General features: G+C 41.3%; 17 protein-coding genes and 2 pseudogenes. 11 read left to right on the top strand and 8 right to left on the bottom strand.

Annotated features, from left to right (window positions below; genetic code table 11):
• The first annotated feature begins 28 nt into the window (after nucleotides 1-28).
• The gene (locus HWQ23_RS24275; RefSeq protein WP_292833925.1) at nucleotides 29-1,159 is read left to right on the top strand and encodes an ABC transporter ATP-binding protein; all 1,131 of its coding nucleotides are present in this window, start codon (nucleotides 29-31) and stop codon (nucleotides 1,157-1,159) included.
• A gap of 111 nt (nucleotides 1,160-1,270) precedes the next feature.
• On the top strand, nucleotides 1,271-2,074 hold the full coding sequence (locus tag HWQ23_RS24280; RefSeq protein ID WP_292833928.1) for a superoxide dismutase: 804 nt from the start codon (nucleotides 1,271-1,273) through the stop codon (nucleotides 2,072-2,074).
• A 382-nt stretch (nucleotides 2,075-2,456) separates the two neighbouring features.
• On the opposite strand, the gene HWQ23_RS24285 is transcribed toward HWQ23_RS24280, so the two are convergent.
• The gene (locus tag HWQ23_RS24285) at nucleotides 2,457-5,153 is read right to left on the bottom strand and encodes an ATP-binding protein (protein ID WP_292833931.1); all 2,697 of its coding nucleotides are present in this window, start codon (nucleotides 5,151-5,153) and stop codon (nucleotides 2,457-2,459) included.
• A 1,114-nt stretch (nucleotides 5,154-6,267) separates the two neighbouring features.
• Here HWQ23_RS24285 and HWQ23_RS24290 point away from each other — a divergent pair.
• The 4 genes from HWQ23_RS24290 (at nucleotide 6,268) to HWQ23_RS24305 (ending at nucleotide 8,248) form a co-directional block, all read left to right on the top strand.
• On the top strand, nucleotides 6,268-6,627 hold the full coding sequence (locus HWQ23_RS24290) for a Mo-dependent nitrogenase C-terminal domain-containing protein (protein ID WP_292833934.1): 360 nt from the start codon (nucleotides 6,268-6,270) through the stop codon (nucleotides 6,625-6,627).
• Nucleotides 6,628-6,649: 22 nt separating this feature from the next.
• The gene (locus tag HWQ23_RS24295) at nucleotides 6,650-6,922 is read left to right on the top strand and encodes a cupin domain-containing protein (RefSeq protein WP_292833937.1); all 273 of its coding nucleotides are present in this window, start codon (nucleotides 6,650-6,652) and stop codon (nucleotides 6,920-6,922) included.
• Between the two features lie 190 nt (nucleotides 6,923-7,112).
• Nucleotides 7,113-7,859 carry a creatininase family protein gene (locus HWQ23_RS24300; protein WP_292833940.1) on the top strand — a complete coding sequence of 249 codons (747 nt, stop codon included), beginning with the start codon at nucleotides 7,113-7,115 and terminating at the stop codon, nucleotides 7,857-7,859.
• 107 nt (nucleotides 7,860-7,966) lie between these two features.
• A complete protein-coding gene (locus HWQ23_RS24305) occupies nucleotides 7,967-8,248 on the top strand; it encodes a hypothetical protein (protein WP_292833943.1) in 282 nt (93 codons plus the stop codon).
• Between the two features lie 340 nt (nucleotides 8,249-8,588).
• Here HWQ23_RS24305 and HWQ23_RS24310 read toward each other — a convergent pair whose 3' ends face one another.
• From HWQ23_RS24310 to HWQ23_RS24325, 4 genes and pseudogenes are all read right to left on the bottom strand, one after another.
• Nucleotides 8,589-9,416, bottom strand: coding sequence for a restriction endonuclease subunit S (locus tag HWQ23_RS24310; RefSeq protein WP_292833946.1), 828 nt, complete (start codon nucleotides 9,414-9,416; stop codon nucleotides 8,589-8,591).
• Between the two features lie 3 nt (nucleotides 9,417-9,419).
• Nucleotides 9,420-10,070 (bottom strand): Uma2 family endonuclease, encoded by a 651-nt coding sequence (locus HWQ23_RS24315; RefSeq protein ID WP_292833949.1) that lies wholly within the window; start codon nucleotides 10,068-10,070, stop codon nucleotides 9,420-9,422.
• A gap of 3 nt (nucleotides 10,071-10,073) precedes the next feature.
• Nucleotides 10,074-10,571: pseudogene (locus HWQ23_RS24320) on the bottom strand (N-6 DNA methylase); the annotation flags it as partial.
• A gap of 439 nt (nucleotides 10,572-11,010) precedes the next feature.
• The gene (locus HWQ23_RS24325) at nucleotides 11,011-11,430 is read right to left on the bottom strand and encodes a hypothetical protein (RefSeq protein WP_375466619.1); all 420 of its coding nucleotides are present in this window, start codon (nucleotides 11,428-11,430) and stop codon (nucleotides 11,011-11,013) included.
• A gap of 332 nt (nucleotides 11,431-11,762) precedes the next feature.
• Here HWQ23_RS24325 and menB point away from each other — a divergent pair, with 332 nt between their 5' ends.
• On the top strand, nucleotides 11,763-12,596 hold the full coding sequence (gene menB, locus HWQ23_RS24330; RefSeq protein WP_292833952.1) for a 1,4-dihydroxy-2-naphthoyl-CoA synthase: 834 nt from the start codon (nucleotides 11,763-11,765) through the stop codon (nucleotides 12,594-12,596).
• A 127-nt stretch (nucleotides 12,597-12,723) separates the two neighbouring features.
• Here the strand turns inward: menB and HWQ23_RS24335 are convergent, their stop codons facing one another.
• Together HWQ23_RS24335 and HWQ23_RS24340 are read right to left on the bottom strand one after the other, a co-directional pair.
• A complete protein-coding gene (locus HWQ23_RS24335) occupies nucleotides 12,724-13,038 on the bottom strand; it encodes a hypothetical protein (RefSeq protein WP_292833955.1) in 315 nt (104 codons plus the stop codon).
• 565 nt (nucleotides 13,039-13,603) lie between these two features.
• Nucleotides 13,604-13,735, bottom strand: a complete 132-nt coding sequence (locus HWQ23_RS24340) for a hypothetical protein (RefSeq protein ID WP_292833958.1) — start codon at nucleotides 13,733-13,735, stop codon at nucleotides 13,604-13,606.
• 105 nt (nucleotides 13,736-13,840) lie between these two features.
• Here HWQ23_RS24340 and HWQ23_RS24345 point away from each other — a divergent pair, with 105 nt between their 5' ends.
• From HWQ23_RS24345 to HWQ23_RS24360, 4 genes are all read left to right on the top strand, one after another.
• On the top strand, nucleotides 13,841-14,164 hold the full coding sequence (locus HWQ23_RS24345) for an iron-containing redox enzyme family protein (RefSeq protein WP_292833961.1): 324 nt from the start codon (nucleotides 13,841-13,843) through the stop codon (nucleotides 14,162-14,164).
• 520 nt (nucleotides 14,165-14,684) lie between these two features.
• On the top strand, nucleotides 14,685-15,626 hold the full coding sequence (locus HWQ23_RS24350; RefSeq protein ID WP_292833964.1) for an extracellular catalytic domain type 1 short-chain-length polyhydroxyalkanoate depolymerase: 942 nt from the start codon (nucleotides 14,685-14,687) through the stop codon (nucleotides 15,624-15,626).
• Nucleotides 15,627-16,143: 517 nt separating this feature from the next.
• The gene (locus HWQ23_RS24355) at nucleotides 16,144-16,287 is read left to right on the top strand and encodes a hypothetical protein (protein ID WP_292833967.1); all 144 of its coding nucleotides are present in this window, start codon (nucleotides 16,144-16,146) and stop codon (nucleotides 16,285-16,287) included.
• 452 nt (nucleotides 16,288-16,739) lie between these two features.
• Nucleotides 16,740-20,918 carry a non-ribosomal peptide synthetase gene (locus HWQ23_RS24360; protein WP_292833970.1) on the top strand — a complete coding sequence of 1,393 codons (4,179 nt, stop codon included), beginning with the start codon at nucleotides 16,740-16,742 and terminating at the stop codon, nucleotides 20,916-20,918.
• A gap of 206 nt (nucleotides 20,919-21,124) precedes the next feature.
• Here HWQ23_RS24360 and HWQ23_RS24365 read toward each other — a convergent pair.
• A pseudogene (locus HWQ23_RS24365) lies at nucleotides 21,125-21,879 on the bottom strand (IS1 family transposase).
• Nucleotides 21,880-21,924 lie beyond the last annotated feature (45 nt).

Here is a 21,924-nt window from a genome sequence, read left to right on the forward strand (position 1 = left end):
TCCCAAATGCACAATCTCAAATCAGATAATGGCAAACGTTCGTCTCGAAGATATTAAGCGTAGATTTAACAATGTCACCGCTATTGAGGATATTACCTTTGAAATTCCTGATGGTGAGTTTTGGGTTTTAGTTGGCCCATCGGGTTGTGGTAAGTCTACAATTTTGCGAACGATCGCGGGTTTAGAAACTGCTACATCTGGTAAACTATTTATTGGCGATCGCTTGGTGAACAATATCCCAGCCAGACAACGGGATGTAGCGATGGTGTTCCAAAACTACGCTCTCTATCCTCATATGAGTGTGGCGCAAAACATCGGCTTTGGCTTGCAAATGCGTCAGGTTGACCGGAAAATCATTCAAGAACGGGTGATGAATGTGGCGCGATCGCTTTCTCTGGATCACTTACTGGATCGCAAACCCAAACAACTTTCTGGGGGACAGCAACAACGGGTAGCATTAGGGAGAGCGATCGCTCGTGAACCACAAGTGTTTTTACTTGATGAACCTTTATCTAATTTAGATGCCCAATTGCGCGATGATACAAGGGCAGAATTGAAACAGTTACATCAAGAATTAGGCATTACAACTATTTACGTCACCCACGATCAAGTTGAAGCGATGACTTTGGCTGATAAAATTGTCGTGCTAAATCGCGGGCGGATTCAACAAATCGGCGATCCCCAAACTATTTATGCAAGTCCTGCTAATCAGATGGTGGCAACTTTTTTAGGCAGTCCACCAATGAATATTTTGCCTGCAATCTATGAAAGTAACGGTTTTGATGTGAGTGGACAGTTATTAACAATTCCAGCAGTTGTGAAAGAAAAATTCCAGTTGCGTCAGGGACACAGTTTTAATTTGGGGATTCGTCCAGAGCATATAAAAATCAATACTGACTCAGAACGGCCTGAACACCCTACTACCGCTAACAGTACTCAAAACTCAGGACTGTTATCGGTTGAAGTTAAACTGGTGGAACCTTTGGGAAGGGAAACTTTGATTCGTGCTAGTTTACCTGGTTCGGCGGTGGTGTTGAATATTCAGGTAAGTGGGGATGTGCGTTTGCGTCCAGGCGATCGCCTTTCTCTACAACTCGATTTAAATCATTTGTTTGTGTTTGATCCCAAAACTGGGGACAGAATCTTACCTGTTGAGTGACTGTAGTTTTAAACTGCTAGAAATAATCGCCAATTTCCAATTTTTTGTAGCCAAAATCTAAGAAAATAAAAACTGCAATAGATACTTAATGGATTCGCTGCAAAAACTTATATGACTATTAATCGACGCCATTTATTGTTTTTACTCACAGCAGGTGCGGGTGCTTTTGCATTAGATGCTTGTGCATTGGCTGAGAAATCTCCTGAAAAAAACACTGCAACACCAAATCCAACAACAAATACAGCACTAAATACAACACCAAATCCAACAACAAATACAGCACTAAATACAACAGGCCCTATCCAGCTACCGCCTTTAGCTTACGCCTACGAAGCACTGGAACCACACATCGATGCTAAAACGATGCAGTTTCACCATGATAAACACCATGCAACTTATGTGAAAAACCTGAATGCGGCCTTGAACAAACACCCAGAACTCAAAGGGAAAACTGTTGAAGAACTGTTGCAAAAACTTGACAAAGTACCACAAGATATTCGCAGAGCAGTACGCAATAATGGCGGTGGTCATGTCAACCACTCAATGTTCTGGGAAATTATGAAGCCGAAAGGTGGGGGAGAACCAACAGGAAGTATAGCCTCGGCGATTAATCAAAATTTTGGCTCTTTTGCAGCTTTCAAAAAAAAGTTTAACGAAGCTGGTGCGGGTCGTTTTGGTAGTGGTTGGGTTTGGCTAGTGCGTAACAAAGGTGGCAAGTTGGAAGTGGCAACAACAGCTAACCAAGATAGTCCCTTAAGTGCAGGCAAATATCCCATCTTGGGTAATGACGTATGGGAACATGCCTATTATCTCAATTACCAGAATCGCCGCGCCGATTATTTAGATGCTTGGTGGAACGTTGTTAATTGGGATGAAATTAACAAGCGGTTTGCAGCAGCAAGTAAACTTGCCTAAAACCAGATAACAATTTAGAGTTATAGGCGCTTAAAAACTGGCAACAGAATCTTATTTCTGCTGCTAATTTTTGGATGTGATACCAAATATGGAAAGGATGTATATAGCCCAATACAGTTTAGATAAGCCCAAAATCCTGATGTAGAGACGCGATTTATTGCGTCTTTAAAGACCAATTATCTACACCAATAATCCTTAACACCAAGCGTATTGGTATATAGCCGTTCTCGCAAAAACGCTATAGCAATCCTATTTGATTTGGTTCAAATCGCAAGACTCAGATCCCCGACTTCTTAGAGAAGTCGAGGATCTCGTTGTTCACGAATGATTAAGTAGGGCTATATTGTTTCACCAAACATGAAAACTGCTGTAATAATTAATTCTAACTCCCCACTCCCCACTCCCCACTCCCCACTCCCCACTCCCCAACTTTTTTCCAAGGAAGTTTGACTGTAAATCGGCTGCCTTTCCCTAACTGACTTTCGGCATGGACAGTACCACCGTGCAACTCTACAATTCTTTGCACCATCACTAATCCTAAACCAGTGCCCGTGGAACGATGGGTGGAGGAATTTTCAACCTGCATAAAAGGTTGAAATAATTTGAAAAGGTCATCGGAAAGCATACCAATACCCGTATCTACCACGCTGAAAAAGATATATTTATTTGTGGAATTTGGCTGGACTTCCATCCAGACTTTGCCTCCTTCTTTAGTAAACTTGATAGCATTAGTCAACAGGTTGATAAATACTTGACGGATGCGGCGTTCATCAACTTGGATCGGTTCGAGTTCTTCAGGTATTTGTAGACTCAGGTGGATATTTTTCTGGAACGCCAGATGGTTAACAAAACTTAGGCTGGAGTCACATAATCCCCGAATTGAAGTAGTAGCTAGTTGCAGTTCTATTTTGCTGGATTCGATGTCGGTAAGGTCAAGGATCTGGTTAATCAATTCTAGTAGGTTCTTACCACTGGATTCGAGCATATTTAGGGACTGGTGCTGTTCTTCACTCACAGAGCCGTACACTTTATTTTGAAATGACTCTGTGATTTCAAGAATGGAGTTTAATGGAGTCTTCAGTTCATAGCTGATGTTTTTTAAAAAGGTGCTTTTAGCACGATTTGCGATTTCGGCAACTTCTTTAGCCTCACGCAGAGCGGATTCTGCCCGTTTGCGATCGCATATTTCTAAAGTCAGGGCGACAAATTCCGCGATTGAGCTAACGAAGTTTTGCTCACTAAGTTCCCATGTTCTCTTAATACCAATCTGCTCATACAATACTGTTCCCACCACTTCGCCCCCAACCCAAAGGTCGCTATCAATTAGGGATACAATATTATTTGGTTCTAGTAGTTCATTCCATAATTCTTGTACGCGGGGATCGGTGCGAGTGTCGGTGACGGTGATCCTATGGGCAGCCGCCAGAGCTTTAAAGTAGATCGGATAATCTGCAAGGTTGCGTTCTAGACCTGCCGAATGTCTCTGGCTGCTACGTTCATAGAGATTTATACATTGTAGTTTGGTGCGTTGGTGCAGCCCGCCTCTGGCATCGCTATTAAATAACCATACACCCACTCGCTCTACTTCTAAGGCATTCGCTGCTTTTTCGGTGATGACTTTGAATGCTGTTTCCAGATTTCCTTCAAAAACGGCTTTGTGATTTGCCAGTTCTGCCAGTACCCGACTATGCTGGCTCAGTTTTTCCTGACTGTTGATGTGTTCTTGAATCTCTTGCTGTAATTCTTCAGTTCGCTGCTTAACTTGCAGTTCTAACTCTTGATTTTTGGTAGTCAGTGCAGTAAAGGTTTTGCCTAATTGCTGCGCCATCTGGTTGAAAGATCCGCGCAGCACCTCTAGTTCTTTAATGCCCTGTACTTTCACCACTGAATCTTTACCATTGGTAAAATCAGCTAAATCTTTTATCGCCGTGCTGAAGTAGAGAATTGACTGAGTTATCCAACGAGCGGTGACGATCCCCAATATAGTAGCTAGTCCCAATGCTGCCAGACAGAGAAAAATTGTCGTTTGAATGTTGCGATCAATTTGTCCCATAAAGTCTGCTTCTGGGACAGCGACTACAATCAACCAATTGACATTTGGTTTGCCCTCGAAGGGTCTAACCTCTAAAAATTGTCGTTTGCCCTCAAAAGAGAAATCTAGTTGCTGTAAACTTTGAATCTGGTCAAAGTTACTAAATTTAGTTGCTAAATATTTAGCGGCTGCTTGAGTAAAAGAATTCCCGCTCTGGGAAGCTGCCAACCTAATCGGTTTACCATTTTGTAAGCGGAATGGTTCTTCGGTTGTAGAACTTGCTACTAATAGCCCCGATCGCTCGATAATAAAAATTTGCCCAGACTTGCCAACTTTGATATTTTGCAGCAAGTCCCCAATATCTGATAAGTGAGTGAGAGTGCTGTTGACTCCGAGTAACTGACCTTGTGAATTATAGATGGGTTGAGATGCACTAATTAGGAGTGTTGGTTCAGTCAGGGGTGTAAAAATCTGACTAAAGCTGAATTTTTTAGCGGTAACTGCTGTTTGATAATCAGGGCGCGATCGCGCATTATAGTTTTTGATTACCTCTGGTAGTTGGGTAGGTTGACCTTGAGGGTCAATTCTGTAGGTGTAGAGGTCGTACCCAGTTGACTTAGAGGCTTTTCTGAGCAAAAATTGGCGATCGTTGAGCTTCTCCACCGCTAAGTATTCTTGCTGTTCATTGCTTGCCGTTAAGGCCAACGCATCTGGAAAAATCTTTAACTGCTCGATTAAATATGGCTCCCAGGTTGCAAGATTCTCTATCTTCAGCAACCCCATCTCAATGATATTTTGATTACTGCGTAGTACCTGACGCGGGGTTGACAGATAAGTTTGTAAATTCTGCTCGACTCGATTGGCAACTTCACGACGCAATTCGCTAGCTACCTCATTGACTGCTTTTTGCCCGTTGCTGATTGATAAATATCCAGTCAATCCCACAGCTAGGAAGATTTGTAGCAGGAACAATGCTACCAGGATGCAACTTAGGGGTACGCCTTTAAACAGCGAAAAAACACTACCTTGCCCAGTATTTTTGTTCATCTGCCCACTCTCCCTGCTTCCCCTGACTGTCCTCTAGTACTGAGTACAACACCTGGAGTTCGCTGTCCTGTGGGCTTATGCATAGTTTGTACTCGGTAGGGTCAAGTGCCAATATAGCACTTCTGCTAAAAGAACAGTTAGCTAACTGCACCTGTAGATTTCACCAGTCAAATATTGCGATCTTCAAAGGTAAGCTGTTCCACATTTAACTTGCTCCCATTAGGGCGGGCTTTCCGGCCCACCCCACAAGAGTTAGGTTTAATTAGGTTATGCAATTTAGATGTTTTTCAGCTTACTGGGTATTGGGTACTTGTACCATTTCACACAAACCCTGATTGACCCCGGAAAGCTACGACAACTAAGGGGTAAGCTAGTGGGTTGCGGTAAGTTCAGAGCCGCTTATTAGATAATATTTAGGTTAGCTTATGTAGTAGATTAGACAAAGTTATGGATATTCAATACCCTAAAATGGAGAAATATTAGGGGTTAATCCTAGCGAAATGTATATGGGGTAACAACAAAACTGTGTTTGTCTGGCATAAACCAATACGCTTGGATTAAAGCTAAAAAATAAAACTGGTGTAGATTGGTTTGAGGAACGAAACCCAACAAAGCCTTGATAATGTTGGGTTACCCTGCAAAGAAGCAAGCTACGTTCCTCAAACGCCACATGCTTCTCCCTGGGGAGACGCTACGCGAACAAGTCGGCAGAGCGCAAGGGCGCAGTGGCTCCCCAACCTACTATTCTTCTTAACCCAAGCGTATTGTGCCATAAACTACATCTTTAGATACTAGGCAGTTTCAAAACCAGGCATTTATATATAATATATAAGATTTGTATCTTTAAGATTAGAAATCCATAAGTGAAAGAAATGCAATTTTTATATTTTCTTTGTTATTTTGTATTTAACGGGACAGTTCTTCATCATTTGGTGGGTTTAAATAACAATTAGTTAAACAATTTCTCCCCCCAAAGATCCATGTAAATTATTTGTATTCTGCTTACTTTGCTTCTGAATTTACAAGCACAATGCAAATGGGTCAGACAGATTACATGGTAATATTTCTAATTGGCAAATAGTTCATCTACACAAGGAAAACCTTGCCTACAACTATGCTTAAAACAAAAAATCGGCGTATTTTTCTGCCTGCTTTTATTCACCCTTTAGAAGAAAAGAATCAAAAAGGTAGTAAAAAGCAATTTGCTCAACCTAAATTAGATTTACTGCAACCATTACGTCAATGGCTCGACAAAATTGAGATTCAGAATCGGAAATTAGCCAAATTTATTGCTAAACTGATTCCCGCTCAGTGTCCATTCGAGCGTGATATCATGCTTTTTGGTCGCAGAATAGGTCACATTCCGCCAATGTGCAAACTCAATCCCCTTTATAACGAACTTGTCTACTTGCGTTTTCGCGCTTTGTGTTATCTAGTAGATCAGTGTGGAGAGGATATTCAATCCTATTGCTGAACATAACTAGAGAAAACACAATATGGAAATTAAAATTGAGCATCAACCCAGTGAAGAACGTCTCAATGAATTGAGTGTCTATAAATGGGGAATTTGGGAAAAGGAAGTCTCAAAATTCCCTTGGGCTTATGATTCTCAAGAAACTTGCTACTTTTTGAAAGGTGACGTATTTGTTACTCCTGATGGTGGACAGCCAGTGCAAATGGGTAAAGGCGATTTGGTGACTTTTCCTGCTGGCATGTCCTGCACATGGGAAATTACAAAGGACGTAAAGAAGCATTATTACTTTGATTAGTGAATAGACAAAAGTGATGGCAGAAATAGATCCCCGACTTCGTAAAAGTTGTCGGGGATCTTGTGCGATCGCCACCACAGAAAATCTAGAGAGTTCATAATCATGTTAGTGGGAGTTTAGTTACAGAAGATGCTGTTTAGCAGAAAAAGGTTTCGTCCCACCGCCATTTTATAGAGGAAAATCATCAAAAATGTTACTGCATTTAAGTACTTGGCAAGAAGTCGAAGCTTATTTACAGCAGTCAAAGGGGATTATTTTCCCTATTGGTTCCACAGAACAACATGGGCCAACGGGGTTAATTGGTACTGATGCCATTTGTGCAGAAGCGATCGCAGCTGGTGTAGGTGATGCAACCCAAGCGATCGTTGGCCCTACAATCAATGTGGGCATGGCACTGCACCATACTGCTTTTCCTGGCTCAATCAGTCTGCGTCCCAGCACTTTAATTCAAGTAGTGCGAGATTATGTAACTTGTTTAGCCAAAGCTGGTTTTAGCAAGTTCTACTTTATTAACGGACATGGTGGGAATATCGCCACCCTGAAAGCGGCTTTTTCCGAAACTTACGCGCATTTAGAAGATTTGCAGATTCCTAATGCTCAACATGTGCAATGTCAAGTGGCAAACTGGTTTATGTGCGGTTCTGTATATAAGCTAGCTAAAGAATTATATGGGGATCAAGAAGGTTCTCATGCAACGCCAAGTGAAGTAGCCCTCACACAGTACGTTTATCCAGAGGCGATTAAGCAAGCATATCTTTCACCAGAAGTTGCAAGCGGACATCGGATTTATAGCGCTGCTGACTTTCGAGTGCGTTATCCAGATGGACGTATGGGATCAAATCCGGCTTTAGCAACGCCTGAACACGGTAAGCAACTTTATGATTTGGCGGTGAAAGAACTTAGCAGTGGGTATTTAGAATTTGTGAACGCTGAGTAAAACTCGTGGAAAGACGCTGTAGAGATGCGAGTAAAATTGCCTCTCTGCATAAAATATCTTGAGAAGAGTTATTCGATAAGGGTTTTTCAAAAACGAATCTAGAACAGATGCGGCGTTTTTATCTAGAATGGCAAATTGCCCAGGCACCGTCTGGCAAATCTAATTTAGACACTGAAATTTCGCAAACACTGTCTGCGGAATCTAATTTATCAACTTTAGCTCAAGGATTTCCTTTAGTTTCAGGGTTTTTGCTCGGATGTTCGAGTTATGAGGTGCAACGTTCGAGTTCAGAAGGGGAAGTTTCAGGCTTTTTGCTCGGATGTTCGAGTTCTGAGGTCGGAATGTCGAGTTATGAAGTGCAACTTTCGAGTTATGAAAGTGAAACTTGAGGGTTTGAGGTTAAGTGATGGGCATTGGAGAACAATGATACTTTAAAATTTTATGAAACTCCTATATCATTCAAGCATTCATCAACCAAAGGAGTTTGCATCCGAATAGCAATATACCAGTAGTCTCGAAGACCAGGTTGTATCTGTCTTCCCTGAGCCCGAACAGTTTCAGTCTGAGTACGCCAACGCTTTCTCCGCATTCTCTCTTCAAATGGCTCTCTTTTAGAAACATCCCCCTCAGAAGAATAAAGGTAAACAATTCGTAAGGCACATTTAATTCTGTCAACAAACATACTTGTTGAAGTACTAGACCAGCAATGATCTATTACTTTTACTACGTCTAAAATCGCAGTAGCACAGTGCATCGAATCAACTGTTGTTCCAAGATATGGCGCTTTTCTGGGTGAAAATACTCTGCATCAAAGCGATCGCTCTCTACAGTCTCACTAAAATTTGCTACATAGCTTTTCTGTGTAGACAGGTCGAGGTTATTTAGTCCAAGTTCGTGCAGTAATAGAGTCTCGGCTTCAGCATAGAGAGTTTTAGAAATTTTTAGTTTTTCCCAACTAGTTATAACTAATTTCCTAATCTCTCTTTGTTGCTCAAATTCGGGAATATATATAGGGATAGTATAGAGGTCATCTAAGTTTAAACCTGCTTGGATAGCACCTCTGGACTTTCTCTGGAGGTAGGCTTGCCCTATATTACTATTGAGGTATGTACATAAATAATATGGGTCGATTGACTTTGACCTGTAAACTGTACTTTTACAACTATAAATAGCCTGACCTACATCTTCATCAACAATTGCCACATTACCTAAAGTGCCGACAACTGAAACAAGTAAATCTTCTGGAAATAAACTATACTTCTTCAAGCCTTGAAATGCACTTTTGGGAATGTAAGCATTATCCTGATCTAAGAGAAAAAATGGTTTAACATCCTTGCCTCGTACATATCGATAAGGTGAGTGTTCTACATAATTTTCAACTGTAAAAGCAGAACCGAAAGGCCCTGTAATAAATTTGCCTTTTAAATTCCCCCAGAGTTCGACATTTACATTTGAGAGTAAATTATCAAGTTTGAGATATTCTGGCTTGAAATATTCTGCATCTAATCGCCAGTCAAAAGGAATTTGAGAAAAATTAACAATACTCCAAACTGCCAATGGTCAATCCTCCTTTTGCTGAAACTGGCTCAATAACCAAGTTCCAACTTCAGATTGACTCATTTCACGACTTTGGCGTAAAGCTTCTTCTAAAATAGCGATCGCCAGCCCAGGCAATACCTGTGATTCTTGAATACGTTTACTACCTTGATCTGCGATCGCATAGGCGATGATTTGGGCATTTTTCACATCCACTACCCAGTATTCAGCAACGCCCAACTCTTCATAGAGCGATCGCTTTGTACCCAAGTCATCCAACAGAGATGTTTTAGCAATTTCAATCACCAAATCCGGTGCAGGATACCGATCAAGTTTGACAATTCCTGTACCTGCTGGGATGACTTGGGCGCGTTCTCTGAGGTAATACGCTACATCGGGCTGACAATCCTGAACACCAGTTTTACGAAAGGTAGTGGTGTCTAAACCTCTTGCCTGAATCCCTTTAAGTGTTGCAAATAGAGTCACTGCAAAAATAATTACAACATGGTCTTGACCATGATCAAAACTAACTGGTGGCATCTCCAGCCTCATATATCCTTTGTAGTAGTAACTCTTTCCCTTCTCGTCGAGCAAGTTGGTAACTATCTGCTCATACTCTTCCCAAGAGGTGTAAATCCATGTATCTGTGGGTAACTGGGTTTGTAAATCACTCATTGCTTAACCATCCCGCCAAAACGAAAACTTTTGTTTCTTGGCAAAGTCTACAAATGCACTGGCAATTTCATCTAAATCGTGATCGATAATCATGTGTCCATAATCATCAATCATAGGCTTCCCGTCCACCCCCGGCTTGTAAACATATTCACCAGAGTTATCCTTACCACTGTTTTCACTGGTGGCAAAAAATATAGGATAGTCCTTGAGTCGAGGACAGTAGTGCTTAGAATTTGGATCATTGTTCCACTTTTGCAGGAACAAAACACTGGTTTTTGTACCAGTATGCGGCTTAAAAGTATTTACGTGTAGCCCTACTACTGCTAAAATTCTGGCTCTCTCACTAATCCAAGAACGCACATGAGCATCAGAGATATTATTAAACCGTCCTTGAGGAAGCACAATCGCCATTCGCCCTCCCGGACATAAAAACTCTAAATTCCGTTCGATAAACAATACGTCTCGGCTTTGCTTTGTTTGCCAGCTTCCTGTATTTTCATAGCGACTTTGATTGTCAAAGCCTCCTTATTATCGACCCACAAGTGCTGAATTATCAACTTAAAGTCTCTGACTGCAAAGTTTGGGACTACAACAGAAATAGGAAGAACATAAGTTACATCTTTTTCAACTCCAATTTTTAGCTTTGCAACTAGCTTCTTAACCTTTTACTCAAAATGCAACTACAAAATGACAATCTGAATGTTAGTTCATTGAATTGACTCTCTAGATTATTAACTTTTAGTGATTAGAACTCAAACTTTGAGCCTCTGAACTCGGAATTTCGCCCTTTTTACTCGAACGTTGAGCCTCTGAACTCGGAACTTCGACCTTTTTGCTCAAAAAATGAAGCTCAGAACTCGGAACGCCGAGCTTTTAACTCCAACATCCAAGTTCTGAACTTCAATGTTGCACCTTTTAAGTGCAACTACCGAGCTATTTTCTACAACGCTGCCTTTTCAGACTTGGCCTTTCCAGCTTTACGGGCAAATCGTCGCTCCATTTCCACAACCACTGCATCTAAACCCGCGCCCTGTCCACTGGCTTTAGCGTAATTATATACCTGCAACGCGGCTGCATAAGCTTCACTACCCACCGCCAGAGTTGTATCATCCACCAATTGTAACTGCGTCAGCGATCGCAACACCGGATACAACGCCTCAAATAACTGCACGTCCTTCCGCATCTCCTCCAAGTCAAACGATCGCGGTAAAAACTCTGGATTCTGCGCCCCCACCTCTAATGCAATGCTTACAAACGCCCGACTCTTATCTCCAATCTTCGGTAAAGCTTTGCGATCGCCGGAACTCAAATCAACCAAAAATGGTAACTTTTCTTTAATCGTGCTAATTCCTTGCAACACAGCATCTCTCTGTTGTTTGTGTCAGTGTTACACTAATTCGGGCTGTAGACATGTCTAATGACTCTCCACTAAGTTTCTTAAATCTAGAGCGCCCAGATATACAACTCAAATTTCCATTCGCAGAATAAAGCTGGTGATCGTAACAAGGACTGATTGGGCGATAATTTCTAGAAAATGGTGTCATGTCGCATTTTTATTCCTCAGCACCCAGACAATTACCAGATTGTAAAGGCTTGAGTCACCAATTTTTGCTCCGGCGTAGCCCACCGTAGGTATCGCTTGTCCCTAAGACCGCGATAAAATTCTCAAGCACAACAGCGCACTCCATACCAATGCAAATTAACTGGGAAACTGCCAAAACCTACGAAGATATTCTCTATCAAAAAAACGATGGCATTGCGAAAATCACCATCAACCGCCCCCACAAACGCAATGCTTTTCGTCCCAAAACAGTCTTTGAACTGTACGATGCTTTCTGTGATGCTCGTGAAGATACTACTATTGGTGTTGTCTTATTTACGGGCTATGGGCCACACACTGATGGCAAATATGCTTTCTGTTCTGGTGGCGATCAAAGTGTGCGGGGACATGGGGGTTATGTGGACGAAACTGGCATCCCCCGCTTGAATGTGCTGGATTTACAACGCCTGATTCGTTCCATGCCGAAAGTGGTGATTGCCCTAGTGGCTGGATATGCGATCGGTGGTGGGCATGTCCTACACTTGATTTGTGACCTGACGATCGCTGCCGATAACGCCATTTTCGGACAGACTGGCCCCAAAGTCGGCAGTTTCGACGGTGGTTTTGGAGCCAGCTATCTCGCCCGCATCGTCGGACAAAAAAAAGCCAGAGAAATTTGGTTTCTCTGCCGCCAATATGATGCACAACAAGCTCTAGAAATGGGCTTAATTAATTGCGTCGTCCCAGTCGAACAACTAGAAGCCGAAGGTGTTCAATGGGCGCAGGAGATTTTAGAAAAAAGTCCGATCGCAATTCGCTGTCTCAAAGCCGCCTTCAATGCTGATTGTGACGGACAAGCTGGTTTACAAGAACTCGCTGGCAATGCCACCCTACTCTATTACATGACAGAAGAGGGGTCTGAGGGCAGACAAGCCTTTCTTGAAAAGCGTCCACCAGATTTTCGCTCTTTTCCTTGGTTACCTTAAAATTGCAAAAATCGCACCTCACTAAAGGGTGCGATTTTTGCAGATGTCAACTTTTACAGCACTAAAAATTTTAAAAAAAAATCTTATTTTAAGTAGACTACAAACTCAGTTCAGTAATAATGGATGACTAAATAACCACTGCTTTAGACTTTACCTGTTCACAGATAGAGGGAGTTGTTTCTTCTATAGGGGCAAGAGCAGCATTGTCTAAATCTGAGGCTAGAGATTGAGAAGATGTTAAAACTGGGGCTGCATCTGGCAAAATCCAGGCATCTTCCAAGGTTTCCCAAGAAGGTGCAAAAGGTGGAAGCGCCAAAGAGCAAGCCTTCCAAGTTGCTTGAACTGGTGCTCCCAACTGCTGGCACATTCCGCCACGGCGACCCTCTGGCTGGTAATGACGGCAATATTTACAGGCAGATGCTAAAAATTTAATGGGTTTCATTTGGATTTATCTTTAGTGTGGTTTCAGGCTGTATTTCATCCTTTTATTTTGCTTCTATATATAAATACGGATAAAAGCCAAAAAGCCATTATTTTGTAGAGGTTTCAGCGATCCCAAGTAAAAAATAAACTTCAGATTGTTTTTATAATCTTGTTATATATTTAAATAATCGTTAGAGTGTTCACCTATAGATTTTGGCTAAAAATTATTAGGGATCAAGACTAAAACTAAAGCTTTTGATTTATCCAGCCTTTTAACTTCTTCCTTAAGGATAAGTTAAGGCAGAGGATTTCAGGTAAATAGTCTATTTTGTATACCACATTCGGTATATTCTCGCAGTAAAATATTTTTTTTCTCAAGAATCAGAACTATTTTATGTGCTAACAGCAAGTTACTTACGTGAGAAATTATGCTCAAGGAATAATCGCTAAACTATTTTGCTTTGAATTTAGGTCAGGACTGATTCCAGGGCAAACGCATCTAAATATTGAATCCCGAAGCCTAAAGATATGTATAGTGTGAGTAGGTCAACACAATCGCCTAAAATGCTTTATTAATAAGGTTTTCAAGCAATCATATCAACAGTAGACTGTTCTTTTTCATGACTAATTGCGATCGCTTGAGGCACTGTACCAAATTGTATCCGCCTGTATATGCTCAAGTGAAGGTGTACAGCGATCGCAATTAGCCCTTTCAAGGTGGGTGAAAATTTTTAGTCTATAAATTCTTCTTTAACCTCTTCTCTCTGTGTTCTCTGTGCCTCTACGGTTAAATTCTGCACAATTGTGTCAGCTGCAAAAACTTGAGATATTACATACGCAATCACGAAACCAAACATGGAAGTTTAGCGATGCCGGAATTTTTCCACCCAAATCGCAATCGTGCAGTTGTTGCTGGTTTGGAGCGCCTGTATCCCGATGCGCGGGTAAAATGCGAATATTTTTTCGACCATATAGAAGTCGATGAGGTACATAGTGGAGGCTGGCTGAACAATGCGATCGCCCCTATCGTTGAAGTGCAACCAGAAGCAGGATTGGAACTGGCTATAGGAGGTGCGCTTCGCATGGAAGCCATGAGGCGCTACAACCAGTATCTGCCACTCAGGTTAGGGGTCAAGCCAGAATAGCTGTAAAAAAGCGCCACTTACCCAAAAATTGCTAGACCCAGCGATCGCTCCACTGCCTGCTACCGCCATTCAACCATAGCCAATCCCCACACCACAAGCGCAGAAATTAACAATTCAAAATTCTTGCATTAAAGACATTTTGCCTACGGCACGCTATAGCGAAGAGACTCTTATTTAAACCCTTTAATTTACGATGAGAGTGCTGAGTTAAAAGTGCCTCGGCTCAGGGGCTTTGCTCAAACTACAGTACATCAGTACTAACGAGTTTTTCCTTACCCAGCACTGAGTGAAAGATTACGCGCGAACACTCTTTTTTGTCCAAAGTCGAAAATATGACTAAAGTCATACTGAAATTATGACTTTAGTCTACTGTGCCTTCTTACTTAGTATTTTAAACTCAGAACAATAGAGCAAACGAACTAAGCCGTGTAACAGGCAAAACTTCCTATAATCCTAAAGATTTGGCAAATAAGACTTACAAAGTGAATGAAAGTATCTTGATCGATTCAATCTAAGTAACATGAATATATATCCAAATTTTCGATTTTTTAAAAAAATTATTATATTTCTACTTACAATTACTTTAGTAACAGCCTGCGATTCCATCCAAGCGGAAGAAAGAAATATAGCTAAAGAAAAAATCGTCAGTGGTGATAATTATGGAGAGCTACATGACCAAGGAAAGTTACGTACTTATTATTTTTATACTCCAAAATCTTACAATCGAGACCGCCCGATGCCGTTAGTTTTAGTGTTTCATGGCGATGATGGTAGTGGTCGGTCTATAAGTAATGTAACTCGCTTCAATGAATTAGCAGATCAAAAAGGATTTATTGTTGTTTATCCAGATGGAATTGACAAAAAATGGAGCCTTAGAGGTAATGGTCAAGGAAGGGTAGATGATGTTTTGTTTGTCAGTGCTTTGATTGATCATCTTCAGCAGCAAATCAATATTGATAGTCATAAAGTTTATGCCACCGGTTTTTCTAGAGGTGGAATACTTACCCAAGCACTGGCTTGTAAGTTACCTAATAAAATTGCTGGTTTTGCATCAGTAGCTGGTTCGCTCCCAGTTAGACTCAAACCTAATTGCCAGCTTGAAACTCCTATCTCGATGTTAATGATCAACGGTACAAACGATCGCGATGTACTTTATGAAGGTGATGATCATACTCGACGAGGAGCGCTGGTTTCTATCTCAGATATGGTAGATTTTTGGCGATCGCACGATCAATGTACCTCATCGAATAAATCTCCGCAGTTTTCTGAAGATCAAGTGAAAACCTCTCTCTACAACGGTTGTAGTGGCAACTCAGAAGTCTGGCAGCTAGCGGTAGTAAACGGGGGACATTTCTGGCCTGGCGGTTCTTCAACTGACGAGAGCCTAAATAAATTCAATGCTAAACTGGGGCTGAACGCCAGTGAAACAATTTGGAACTTTTTTCAACGTCACAGTAAGTAGACCGAAAAGTTTTGCAAGCAGCTAATTTTTGAAGCGTGCTTTGTCTAAAATGTTATAAGTATTTAAAAGCCGACTCAAACCAGGAGAAAACTTTCTCTTCGGATAACCAGAATCATAAATTTACTCATGGCTCCCCTTAATCCCCTAAGAGCCAATACGGTTCAGTTAAGGCTAAAACTCTTTGCCAAAATCAATTTTTTTTACGTAGACGCAAAGCGGCTTGCCGCAGGCTACCACAGAGACGCAGAGGGCACTGAGAGAATAAAGAAATGCTTAACTGAACTGTATTGCCCTAAGAGCAGGCTCTTTGGGGTTCTTCAGGTTTAATAAGTAATCAAGCGGACATAATATCAAACCCCTACCAATGACAAATAAGTTCATCCGAAAAATTACAACTAGATTTTTTTAGGTTGCTCTATACCTTAAGACTGATATACATCTTCTAATTTCTCAAGCAAACTTATTCGTAAGATAGTTTTATTTTCTATGTTAAAACTTCTATTTAATTTATGCAGATTTGATTAAAAATCATGGTGAAGAGAAGGCACATATATATGCATGGTCAAACCAAGCAGCACTAGAATTCGTTGCCAAAACGGTTATCGAAGAACAAATTAACTGTGACTTTAGTCGCCAAAATCTTCAAAGTCACTGCTTCTGAAACAGACATCACTGATCAGCGATTTCCTAGTCTGACAACCATTAGTTCTTTAGAGCTAAACTCCTCTGTCAGACAATTTTGGATTTTGGATTTTAGATTTTAGATTGAAAAGAGCAATCAAGTCATTAGCTCTGTGATTTAATTTTAGATTTTGCCCAAAGTTGCTCTTGCGGCTCTGCCGCGCCACTTCCTACAACTCTTGGAACCCCCGCAACGGAGTGGCTTGACTTGAGCAAACTTTCCAAGACGGATTAAAGAATTATTCTCGCGTTTAAAGAAAGCTTGCTCTCAGACCTTTTTAAATAATGGAACGCAAGAATCTTCTCTTCTTAGGCAACGCCCAACAATTCCATTTTCCAAAATTTAAAATCTAAAATTCGGTGAGCCTTGACAACAACATCGTCTGAGAAAAAGCTTCTACAAATTCCACCACAACTGTTTGCCATTCACTTATGAGCCAGTATATTCTCAGTAGTCTCACAGATGATGAAGAACTTAATTTTTCTGAAGAAGCAGAGGTTTTCGTTTTTCCCACTTCTTTCGCCCAGCAGCGATTGTGGTTTCTCGACCAGTTAGCACCGGGCAATCCATTTTACAACGTGTCAACAGCACTTCGCCTGACAGGTTCCCTCAACTTCACCGCCTTAAAGCAGACATTCAACGAAATTGTAAGTCGCCACGAAACCTTACGCACTACGTTTGTTATGGTACAGCAACCGGTGCAAGCGATTAGACCCAGCTTAACCATACCTCTTCCCCTAGTAAATCTACGGAATTTCGGGAGCCAAGAACGTGAGACAAAAGTGCTGCAAATCGCAACCGCAGAGGCTCAACGTCCTTTCAATCTCACCACCGGGCCATTGCTGCGAGTGAAGCTGCTGCAACTAGATGAAGCAGAATATGTGCTGCTGCTAAATCTACATCACATTGTTGCCGATGGCTGGTCAATTGGAGTGCTAATTAGAGAATTAGGAATATTATACAAAGCCTTTGCAGAGGATAAGCAATGTCTGACGACAAGCCCTTCGGGTTCGCAGTCGCCTGTGGAGGGAAACCCTCCCGCAGCGCTGTCTCACGACTCCGTATCTACGTCCCTGCCAGAATTACCCATTCAATATGCAGATTTCGCCCAATGGCAACGGGAGTGGCTGCAAGGAGTGGGAGCAAACGGTTGTTCGCCCCTACAAACCCAATTAGCTTATTGGCAAAAGCAATTAGACGGGATTTCGGTACTGAATCTCCCCAACGACCGACTCAGACCAACAGTTCCTAGCTACAGGGGTGCAAAACAATTTCTAAAACTACCACACTCCTTAACTCAAGCGCTAGAGGCACTTAGCTATCAAGAAGGCGTTACCTTGTTCATGACTCTGCTGGCAGCGTTTCAGACTTTGCTCTATCGTTATACGCAGCAAGAAGATATTACAGTAGGTTCACCCATTGCTAATCGCAATCGTAGCGAACTAGAAGGATTAATTGGTTTTTTTGTCAATAGTTTAGTGCTACGTACCAATCTATCAGGAAACCCGACGTTTCGAGAATTATTAAATCGAGTACGAGAGGTAACTTTAGGAGCCTATGCTCATCAGGACTTGCCCTTTGAAAAGCTGGTGGAGGAACTGCATCCAGAGCGAGATTTGAGCTATCATCCTTTTTTTCAGGTTGTATTTAGCCTGCAAAACACTCCCATCAAAGCCCTAGAGTTACCTGGGTTAAGGCTTTCGCTATTTGAGTTCGACAGCAAAACCGCAAAGCTTGATTTAGAGTTCCATCTGTGGCAAGACTTGGAAAGTTTGAAAGGACAAATGGTGTATAGCACCGACTTATTTGATGATACGACAATTACCCGGATGCTGGGACATTTCCAAACGCTGCTAGAAAGTATTGTCGCCAATCCAGAACAGCGGATTTCAGAGTTGTCTTTGCTTACTAAAAAAGAACGACAAGAGTTATTAATTGATTGGAATGACACTAAAAGAGACTACCCAGAGAACAAGTGTTTTCATCAGTTATTTGAAGCGCAGGTAAAGGAAACTCCCGATGCGATCGCACTAAACGCACGCTCCGCGAACGCAGTAGTTTTTGGCGATGAACAACTCAGCTACAAAGAGTTAAATATACGCAGCAACCAACTCGCACATTATCTTCAAAAAATAGGTGTAGAAACCGAATCTTTAGTTGGCATTTGTATAGAGCGAACGTTAGAGATGATCATCGCAGTATTAGGCATCTTTAAAGCAGGTGGAGCATACCTGGCTTTAGATCCGAGCCTACCTCAAGAGCGTCTTAACTTCATGCTAGAAGATGCGAAAGTTTCGGTGTTGCTCACACAAGAAAAGTTGCTCAAGCATTTTGAGGACTTCTCAAATCCAATTATTTGCATAGATAAAGATTGGGCAACTATTACACAACACAGCCAAGAAAATCCAACTAGTTGCGTAACATTTGATAACCTAGCTTATGTTATCTACACCTCTGGCTCAACAGGAAAACCTAAAGGCGTTTTGCTCCAGCATCGAGGATTGTCTAACTTAGCAAAAGCTCAGATTGAGGTTTTCAACTTGCAACCGAGTAACCGCATTCTGCAATTCGCATCATTAAGTTTCGATGCCTCAATTTTTGAGATTGTCATGGCACTGCAAATAGGAGCAACTCTTTATTTAGCAAACAAAGAATCGCTTCTACCCGGACAACCTTTGCTCCAATTATTGCGCGAAAAAGCTATTACTCACGTCACCCTTCCGCCAGCAGTATTAGCAGTCTTACCTACAGAATCACTTGCGGTATTGCAAACTATTATTTGTGCAGGCGAATCTTGCACTGATGATATTGTCAAACGTTGGTGGAACTCTCAGGGTCAATTTTTTAATGCTTACGGGCCTACTGAAGCAACCGTTTGGTCAACTGTTGCAGAGATTGGTCATATAAGTGAAAAACCGCCTATTGGTCGCCCTATTGCTAACACTCAAATTTATATATTAGATAAGCATTTACAACCTTTACCAATTGGAGTTTCTGGTGAATTGTACATAGGTGGTGAGGGATTGGCACAAGGCTATATTAATCGTCCAGAATTAACTACTGAAAAGTTTATTCCCAATCTTTTTAGTGATAAAAAGGGAGCGCGACTTTATAAGACGGGTGATTTAGCTCGGTATCGAACCGACGGGAATATTGAATTTTTAGGTCGCATCGATAATCAAGTAAAAATTCGGGGATTCCGCATTGAGTTGTCAGAAATTGAAACAGTGCTGAGTCAGCATAAAAGTGTGCAAAAAGCAGTAGTAATTGTTAAAGAAAACGTATCTGGCGATAAGTACTTGGTGGCTTATATTGTTCCCAATATACAGACGCAAAATTTCCCGTCTGTACTACGTATATTCTTAAAAGAAAAATTACCAGAATACATGGTGCCAAAAGCTTTTGTAGTGCTGGATTCTCTGCCACTAACAACTAGTGGGAAAGTGGATCGTTTGGCGCTAACAGAACTTGACAGTCCGGCTAGCCGCTTCATAGATAAAGCATTTATCGCTCCTCGTACTCCAACTGAGTCAACCTTGGCAAAAATTTGGGCTGAAGTCCTTAATGTTGAGCGCGTGGGTATTTACGATAACTTCTTCGACTTGGGAGGAGATTCGCTGTTAACTGTACGCCTATTGAAGCAGATACACAAGCAGTTTGAGCGGGAATTACCACTATCTACCTTATTTTTAAATCCCACAATTGAAAGTTTAGCAACTTCTCTATCCTCAGAAACAGATTCTCTGGCGTGGTCGCCCTTAGTTCCGATTCAATCTGCTGGTTCAAATCCCGCTTTCTTCTGCGTTCATCCAATTTTTGGTGTTGTCTTTCCTTATTATGAATTAGCTGATCAATTGGGAAAAAATCAACCATTTTATGGGCTACAACCTATTGGACTTGACGGAAAAACTTCTCCATTAACTCGCATTGAGGATATGGCTGCTCATTATATTGAAGCATTGCGTACAGTGCAGCCCAAAGGCCCTTATTTTTTAGGAGGTTGGTCTTTTGGAGGTTGGGTTGCTTTTGAAATGGCTCAACAACTCCAAAAGTCTGGGGAAGAAGTGGCTCTACTTGCTGTGCTTGACACTTTAGCACCAATTCCGGGAAATGTACCTTCTTTGGGTAATGGTTTCAAGTTTATGCTGACTACAGTGGCGCGATATATATGGCCATTTTTCTTCGATTATTTTTATCTAATTATCGCGATCGCCAAGAAACGAATTAACAGTTTAACTTCTCGAAATTTGTTCTCTCACATCATCCTAAAAGAGGATGCGACAGTCAAGCTTATACCTGAAGAATCCAAGTTAAGATTTTTAAGCGAGTTAGCAATTCGTCCAATGCTTCGGGTTTTCTATGCCAATAGTCAAGCAGTTCTCAATTACGTTCCGCAAGCCTACCCTAAAGGAATTAATCTTTTCAGAACTAAGGTTCAATCAAGTATTGTCAAGGAAGATCCGAGTATGGGTTGGGATCAGCTAATTGTGGAAGGAACGGAAATTCATCATATTCCTGGTAATCATCTAACTATGTTGAGAAAACCCCATATTGAAGTTCTCGCTGCACAGCTAAGAGTCTGTATTGAGAAAGCGCAAACTTTAAAATAAGGATGGATCAATAGGGACTTACAAAAAAAAAAATACTCAACTACTTCTTGTGGGGTGGGCATCTTGCCCGCCTTTGGCAATGGGCGGGCAAGATGCCCACCCCACGAGATTGGATAATTTATTTGTTGGAAATCCCATATAGCAATCCTATCTGATTTGTGTTGGCGTAGCCTGCCGTAGGGATAAAATAATTTGGCGTTGCTGAATCAAAGTATGAATTGTGCGATCGCCTCAAGCTTGCGGGCGCATAGCGCCCGCAACGCCACCGAACCGTACTTAAGATAATATATTACTAATCCAATTGAATGCCTAAGCATTTCCTCTGATTTTGAATAACAAAAAGTCTTACGATGTAAGCGAGCAAGGTAATGTCTTAAACGGCTGTTTTCTCCTTCTCCCAAGGGGAGACGCTGCGCGAACTACTCTTGTCATATACGTTTTGCTAACGAGCTGGTCTTCATTATTGATAAAACAGGGATAAACAGGGTAGCCGTCAGTTACGTAAAAATAAGAATGCCAACAACTTATTACTTGCCATAAAATTTTAAAAGTTTCTGCACTTCTATCTCCTAAAACCCAAGCTATAATTCCTGGAGTATGCTTATTTACTGCTGTCCAAAGCCAAATTTTGTTTTTTTTTACCAACAAAAGTCTCTAGCTCATCTATTTGTGTTATTTCAGGTATTTCATCATAATCAGCACATTTTGGTAAATCATTACCAATCTTTTTTACCCAAGTTATTATTGTTGTGTGATCTACTTTTTTTACTCTTTCTATTGCTCTAAAGCCTGACCCATTTACATACATTTCTAAGCATTCACGTTTTATTTCTTCTGAATAACCTTGTTTTTCATAAGAATCGATAAATTGACGACGACAGTTAACACAGATGTAATTTTGTTTACTACCCTTTTTTCCGTTCTTGCGGATATGAGTTGATGCACACCTTGGACATTGCATGACGATGGCTACGCCCGCCGAAGGCATCGCTCTAATTCATACTTC

Source organism: Nostoc sp. JL33 (assembly GCF_017114985.1).
Taxonomy (GTDB): domain Bacteria; phylum Cyanobacteriota; class Cyanobacteriia; order Cyanobacteriales; family Nostocaceae; genus Nostoc.

Bases quoted from the DNA above. Each gene is read 5' to 3' on its own strand.
- HWQ23_RS24275 (WP_292833925.1), top strand. From the start codon at position 29: ATGGCAAACGTTCGTCTCGAAGATATTAAGCGTAGATTTAACAATGTC.
- HWQ23_RS24280 (WP_292833928.1), top strand. From the start codon at position 1,271: ATGACTATTAATCGACGCCATTTATTGTTTTTACTCACAGCAGGTGCG.
- HWQ23_RS24285 (WP_292833931.1), bottom strand. From the start codon at position 5,153: ATGAACAAAAATACTGGGCAAGGTAGTGTTTTTTCGCTGTTTAAAGGC.
- HWQ23_RS24290 (WP_292833934.1), top strand. From the start codon at position 6,268: ATGCTTAAAACAAAAAATCGGCGTATTTTTCTGCCTGCTTTTATTCAC.
- HWQ23_RS24295 (WP_292833937.1), top strand. From the start codon at position 6,650: ATGGAAATTAAAATTGAGCATCAACCCAGTGAAGAACGTCTCAATGAA.
- HWQ23_RS24300 (WP_292833940.1), top strand. From the start codon at position 7,113: ATGTTACTGCATTTAAGTACTTGGCAAGAAGTCGAAGCTTATTTACAG.
- HWQ23_RS24305 (WP_292833943.1), top strand. From the start codon at position 7,967: ATGCGGCGTTTTTATCTAGAATGGCAAATTGCCCAGGCACCGTCTGGC.
- HWQ23_RS24315 (WP_292833949.1), bottom strand. From the start codon at position 10,070: ATGAGTGATTTACAAACCCAGTTACCCACAGATACATGGATTTACACC.
- menB (WP_292833952.1), top strand. From the start codon at position 11,763: ATGCAAATTAACTGGGAAACTGCCAAAACCTACGAAGATATTCTCTAT.
- HWQ23_RS24335 (WP_292833955.1), bottom strand. From the start codon at position 13,038: ATGAAACCCATTAAATTTTTAGCATCTGCCTGTAAATATTGCCGTCAT.
- HWQ23_RS24350 (WP_292833964.1), top strand. From the start codon at position 14,685: ATGAATATATATCCAAATTTTCGATTTTTTAAAAAAATTATTATATTT.
- HWQ23_RS24360 (WP_292833970.1), top strand. From the start codon at position 16,740: ATGAGCCAGTATATTCTCAGTAGTCTCACAGATGATGAAGAACTTAAT.